Here is a 5,040-nt window from a genome sequence, read left to right as displayed (position 1 = left end):
GCAGGTCCGGTTTTCGACCCCCACCCCACCTGGGCCGAGGTCACGGCGCAGGCCGTCCGTCCGGACGCACCCGACTCGTACGCCGTCAGGTGGCTTCGCCTTCGAAGCGCCATCCAGCAGGGCAACAAGGAGGCGCTGCTGGCCTGGAGCGAACACGGCAAAGGTCCGATGGAAACCGTTGCGAAGACGTTGGCGGGCATTCTCGAACTCTCCGCAGAAGATCCCGCCGATTTGGACCCGAAGGCGCTGATTCGCCGCGAAAAGAAACTCGACAAACTTGGGCGGGCCCGCCTCGTTCGAGCAAGTGCGGCCTTCCCCGCAACCGCCTTTGAAGCACTTTGGTACGCGGCCATCGCCATGAAGGAAGCTTTGGAGCGCGCCTGCCTGCAGCTGGGACTTCCCGAGGCTCCCCGCGGCGTGAATCACCGGCTCCCTTCGGACAACGCCCGCGCCTTCCACCAGAAGGCCTTCTCCACCGTGCGCCGCCTCACCTTCCCGATCAAGACGATCCGTGCCCTGCCGGAGGACGCGACGGCCGCAGACATCTCCCCTGATTGGCTTCATCCGGAACTGACGGACGAGGAACTCCGTCGGAAGATCGTCCGAATTCTGGCGCGCACTCCGCTTGAGACGCGTACCCCTGAGTTTTGGCAGACCGCCGCTCACGCTGCGGACGCGGGCTTCCTCGGGACAGCCGACATCACGAGCGCCTCCAGCGGGTGTTGGCGTACGTCGAACCTTCTGACCTACACGAGCGTCCCGGAGGCTGAATATTGGGTACCGCGCTTCGACCGCTCCAAAAAGTTGTCCGACGTCGCCCTGGACGCCGCGGCGATTCCCGTCCAGCTCGCACCCGAAGAACTCACCGCACCGCTCGGGGACTGGACCTTCCGGGGTTGGTACGCCGTAACCGACGGCTGCTACGTCGGCACCTACGCTGTCCCCGGACGAACCGACGTCGAGCTCGCCCTGAGCATCAACACCCGAGCGATGATCCGGCGCTCCCTCGCGCAACAGAACATCATCCCGAACCACTACCCCGATGTGGCGCTCGCCGCGCTCGTACGACCGAACGACGTCGACGCCGTCGGCACGTTCGGGAAGGCGCTCGCCTGCCTGATCGCCTCGCCTCCGGACGAAGACGCCTGGGACGCGGATGAGCCCTTCGACCTGCTCTGGCGCGGCAGCCCCAAGGCGACGAAGGACACCGGGTTCGAGCTTTTCGGCTTTTGCGGCAACCGGCACGAGTCGTGGGTGCCGAGGGCGCTTCAGGAGCGAGGCGTCCGCGTCGTGACGCTCCGGACGCTTCGCAGCGAGGAAGCGACGGCGACCACCTTCTTCGGGCTCGCTTCGCTCATCGACGACGATGCCGCCGGCCGCTACGCCACGATCTGGAAGGACCGTCCGCACCTGCTGCGCGTCGAAGAAGGCGAAGCGGGGGAAGCCGCGGAATCGTCGGTTGCCTTGGGCGAAGCCGACCCGGCGGAACTCTGCCTCGTCGACGCCCGGGTGGCGAGGGGCGAGCTCCCCGTGGGACGCATCCTCCCGGTGAAGCCTCAGGGCCGACCGACGGCGCTCTGGTTCACCGTCGGGAACGAGCCCGTCGGCGTGCCCACGCCCGCCAACACGGTCCTCATGCGGCTTCGCGACGCAGCAAGGTTCGACCCGAAGGCGGCGCCGCTCCTTGAGGCCGCGCACTTCCATCCCTTCGTGCGCTGGCGCGACGGCTCCTACCGGCTCTACGAAGAGCCTGCGGCGTAAGGCGCCTATGAAAACGGGGCGTGGGTTCCAAGGACCCCGCCCCGTCTCATTCGTCGCGTCCTCCGCCCGTCATTCGCCGGCGTAGTTCTGCGGATCGAGCTCGCGCTCGATCAACTCGATCATGATGTGGATGCACTTGATGTGGAGCTCCTGGACGCGGTCCGCCCAGCGGCCCGCGGGCGTCACGATCGAGACGTCCGCAATGTCGGTGATCGCCGACCCGGGGCGCCCCGTGAGCCCCACGACGCGCACGCCCTTGGCGCGGGCGGCTTCGACGGCGCGCAGAACGTTCTTGCTCGTCCCCGACGTCGTGATCGCGAGAAGGACGTCGCCCTTTCGCCCGTGCGCCTCGATCCAGCGCGAGAAGACGTGTTCGTATCCGTAGTCGTTCCCGACGCAGGCGAGGTGCGAGGCGTCCGCGATGGCGCAGGCCGCGTAGGGCTTGCGGTCGCTGCGGAAGCGCCCCGTCATTTCTTCCGCGAAATGCATCGCGTCGCAGAGGCTCCCGCCGTTGCCGCAGCTCCAGACCGTGCCGCCCCCGCGGATCGTCTCCGCCATCAGTCGCGCGGCTTCGCCGATCGCGGCGAGCGCGGCGTCGTCGCGCATGAGGTTTTCGAGCCCGATGCGGGCGTCTTCAAGCGCGGCAAGGATGTGTTCTTTGGTCGTCATGGAAACTTTCTTCATTGGCCTTCGTCGGCGCAGTGTTCGTTGGAGAAGCGGCGCGCCGCCGGGATGCGCGCGCCGGCTTCTCAGGGCTCGCGACGGTCGTAGACCGCGCCCGCGAGCGTGGATAGGTCAGTGTATTCGATCTCAATCCCCGAGGGCAGACCGCGCGCGAGCCGGGTGACGCGCAGGTCCGGCGCGCGCTTCTTCAGAGCTTCGATCACGTAGTATGCGGTCGCGTCGCCTTCGGGCGTATAGCTCGTCGCCACGACCACCTCGCGGAGGTTGTCTTCGCGGAGTCCCTCTTCGACGCGGGCGATGAGGTCGGTCAGCCCCACTTCCTCGGGGCCCCGGTCCTCCATCGGCGACAAGCGCCCCGAGAGGATGAAGTAGAGCCCGGGCCAGGCAAGGGACGCATCCAACGCCATCTGGTCGGGCACGCTCTCCACGACGCAGAGAAGCCCCCGGTCGCGGCGTTCGTCCGCGCAGACCGGGCAGACGTCCCCTTCGCAGTACGTGCGGCAGGAGCGGCAGCGCTTCAGCTTCGTCTTTGCTTCCGTCACCGCTTCGGAAAGACGGGCAAGGCGCGCGGCGTCCTTGTCCAAAAGATGAAAGGCCGCGCGCTGCGCGCTTTTGGGACCCAAGCCCGGGAGCTCCGCCAAAGCCTCGATGAGGTGCTCCAGCGAAGCCGAAAGACGCACCGTCATTCGGGCCTCCGCGAGAGGATCATCTTGACGTCGAAGGGCTTCCCGAAATAGGGCCAGCTCGTCACGAGAAGGTCGCACCCGGCGCGCGCGTACGCTTCGGCGTTCGCGGCCTGCACGCCCCCGGCGGCGGAGACGACCAACTGCGGGTTCTTCGCCTTCACCTGCGGAATCAATTCCGCGAGGCCCTCCGGCGTGAAGCGCTCGCACTGCAGGATGTCGACCCCGAGGTCAACGAGGCGCATCGCTTCTTCGACGCCGTCGGCTTCCGCCGCGACCTTGCGCTCGGGCGAGAAGCTCTTCAAGCGCGCAAACGCGGGGGCCCAATCGTCCTCCGTGAAGACGCGGTGCTGATCGAAGACGAGGATCGAGTCCGAGAGACCCCAGCGGTGCATGATGCCGCCCCCGGCGAGAGCCGCGGCGGCGGAGAGGTACTTCGTCCCCGGCATGTGCTTCCTCGTGAGTCCGACGCGGCAGCCCGGGCGTCCGCGTTCGGCCGCCGCGACCATCTCGGCCGTGCGGTTCGCGATCCCCGAGGCGTACTCCATCACGCACTGCGCGACCTTGACGGTCTGGTGGAGTTCACCCGCCTCGCCTTCGGCTTCGAGCACGAGGCCCTTGGTGTCCAACCGGTCGCCGTCCCGGACGTGGAGGCGCACCTTCGCCCCCGCCATTTCGAGAATGCGCGCGGCGTCCGCCGTCCCCGCGACGAGGCCCGGGGCCTTCACGCGGGCTTCGAGCCTGCCGGGCACGCGTTCGATCCCGAGGCCCGCGGAGGTGAGATCTTCAAAGGGGCAGTCGTCCCGAAGCCAGGCTTCGAGCACCGTATCGGGGGTACGCATGATCTTGAAAACATCCTTGGCCGACAATCGAGTTCCGGCCTTCTTAAGCAAAGAGGGGAACGCTTTTCCAAAAAAGCGGCTCCCCTCCGACTTCCGTTTCCGCGTCGTTCTCAGAACGGCATCTTCATGCCCGGCGGCAGCGGCACCGCCTGACGCATGGCCTGCTCGCTCATCGCGGCGATCTTCGTCACGCAGTCGTTGACCGCGAGCGTCACCAGGTCTTCGAGTATTTCGACGTCTTCGGGGTCGACCACCTTCGGATCGATCACGACGCGGCGGCACTCGTGCTTGCCGGTCATCGTCACCTTGACGGCGCCGTTGGCGGCTTCGCCTTCGACTTCGGTGCGGGCGATTTCCTCCTGCACCTTGGCGAGCTTCGCCTGCATCTTCTGCGCCTGCGCCATCAGGCCGCCCATGCCGCCCATTCCACCCATACCTCGCATCGCGGGTTACCTCTCGTTGGTTGTTGAATCCGGATCTTCCGGCTGGAGCGCGCGGATCGAGTCTTCGTCGACCGTGCCTCCGAACAATTCGGCGACGTCGATGACGAAGGGATCCTTGCGGAAGGCTTCGACCATCGCGCGGTGCGCGTCGACCCTTTCGCGGCGCTCCTCGTCGGCGACCGTAGTCCCCTCGACGTTGCCCACTTCAAAGACGACGCGGAAGGGTCGGCCCGTTCGCGCGCTCATCTTTTCGGCCAAGGCGCGGCGGTTGGGTTCGGTAGCCAGTGCCGCGACGCCAAGGCGCAATTTTACTGAATCTTCCGTGAGCGACAGCACCTGTCCCTGCACGGCGATCATCTTGACCGGACCCTCGAGTCCGGCCGCCCGAATCATCTCTCGCCAGTTGAGCGGCCTCGGCGAATCCAGGTCGGCTTGGCCGACGTCGTCTTCGACGAGGTCATCGGGCAGGACCTCAACCGGCGGAGGGCTCTCCCCAGGGAGGGAGCTCCCCGTCGGCCGCGCCCTCGCGGCCCTTCGCGGGCGCCGCAGGCTTCGGCGGCGCCGTCCGGGGCCTGGGCATGGGCGGAAGGCCCGTGCCGGACCCGACGGCGGCGACGCCGCCCGTCG

6 protein-coding genes are annotated in these 5,040 nt (G+C 67.4%); 1 reads left to right on the top strand and 5 read right to left on the bottom strand.

Going from position 1 to position 5,040, the window contains the following annotated elements:
• Positions 1–1,761: hypothetical protein (locus HMPREF9440_RS05465; protein WP_008542262.1), on the top strand; the 1,761-nt coding region annotated here is incomplete at its 5' end.
• A 69-nt stretch (positions 1,762–1,830) separates the two neighbouring features.
• On the opposite strand, the gene HMPREF9440_RS05460 is transcribed toward HMPREF9440_RS05465, so the two are convergent.
• From HMPREF9440_RS05460 to HMPREF9440_RS05440, 5 genes are all read right to left on the bottom strand, one after another.
• Positions 1,831–2,430, bottom strand: a complete 600-nt coding sequence (locus HMPREF9440_RS05460; protein WP_040763900.1) for an SIS domain-containing protein — start codon at positions 2,428–2,430, stop codon at positions 1,831–1,833.
• A gap of 80 nt (positions 2,431–2,510) precedes the next feature.
• Positions 2,511–3,131, bottom strand: coding sequence for a recombination mediator RecR (gene recR / locus HMPREF9440_RS05455; RefSeq protein WP_008542260.1), 621 nt, complete (start codon positions 3,129–3,131; stop codon positions 2,511–2,513).
• Entirely contained in the window at positions 3,128–3,970 is an 843-nt protein-coding gene (gene modD, locus HMPREF9440_RS05450; RefSeq protein WP_040763898.1) for a ModD protein, read from the bottom strand. Before modD ends, recR begins: the two co-directional genes overlap by 4 nt.
• 110 nt (positions 3,971–4,080) lie before the next feature.
• On the bottom strand, positions 4,081–4,413 hold the full coding sequence (locus HMPREF9440_RS05445; RefSeq protein ID WP_392391996.1) for a YbaB/EbfC family nucleoid-associated protein: 333 nt from the start codon (positions 4,411–4,413) through the stop codon (positions 4,081–4,083).
• 6 nt (positions 4,414–4,419) lie between these two features.
• Positions 4,420–4,770 (bottom strand): hypothetical protein, encoded by a 351-nt coding sequence (locus tag HMPREF9440_RS05440; protein WP_245523576.1) that lies wholly within the window; start codon positions 4,768–4,770, stop codon positions 4,420–4,422.
• Positions 4,771–5,040: the final 270 nt, after the last annotated feature.

Source organism: Sutterella parvirubra YIT 11816 (assembly GCF_000250875.1).
Classification (GTDB): domain Bacteria; phylum Pseudomonadota; class Gammaproteobacteria; order Burkholderiales; family Burkholderiaceae_F; genus Sutterella; species Sutterella parvirubra.
Note: the sequence above shows the minus strand (reverse complement) of the source record. Positions and strands in the feature narration are given on the sequence as shown.

Bases quoted from the DNA above. Each gene is read 5' to 3' on its own strand.
- HMPREF9440_RS05460 (WP_040763900.1), bottom strand. From the start codon at position 2,430: ATGACGACCAAAGAACACATCCTTGCCGCGCTTGAAGACGCCCGCATC.
- recR (WP_008542260.1), bottom strand. From the start codon at position 3,131: ATGACGGTGCGTCTTTCGGCTTCGCTGGAGCACCTCATCGAGGCTTTG.
- modD (WP_040763898.1), bottom strand. From the start codon at position 3,970: ATGCGTACCCCCGATACGGTGCTCGAAGCCTGGCTTCGGGACGACTGC.
- HMPREF9440_RS05445 (WP_392391996.1), bottom strand. From the start codon at position 4,413: ATGCGAGGTATGGGTGGAATGGGCGGCATGGGCGGCCTGATGGCGCAG.
- HMPREF9440_RS05440 (WP_245523576.1), bottom strand. From the start codon at position 4,770: ATGATCGCCGTGCAGGGACAGGTGCTGTCGCTCACGGAAGATTCAGTA.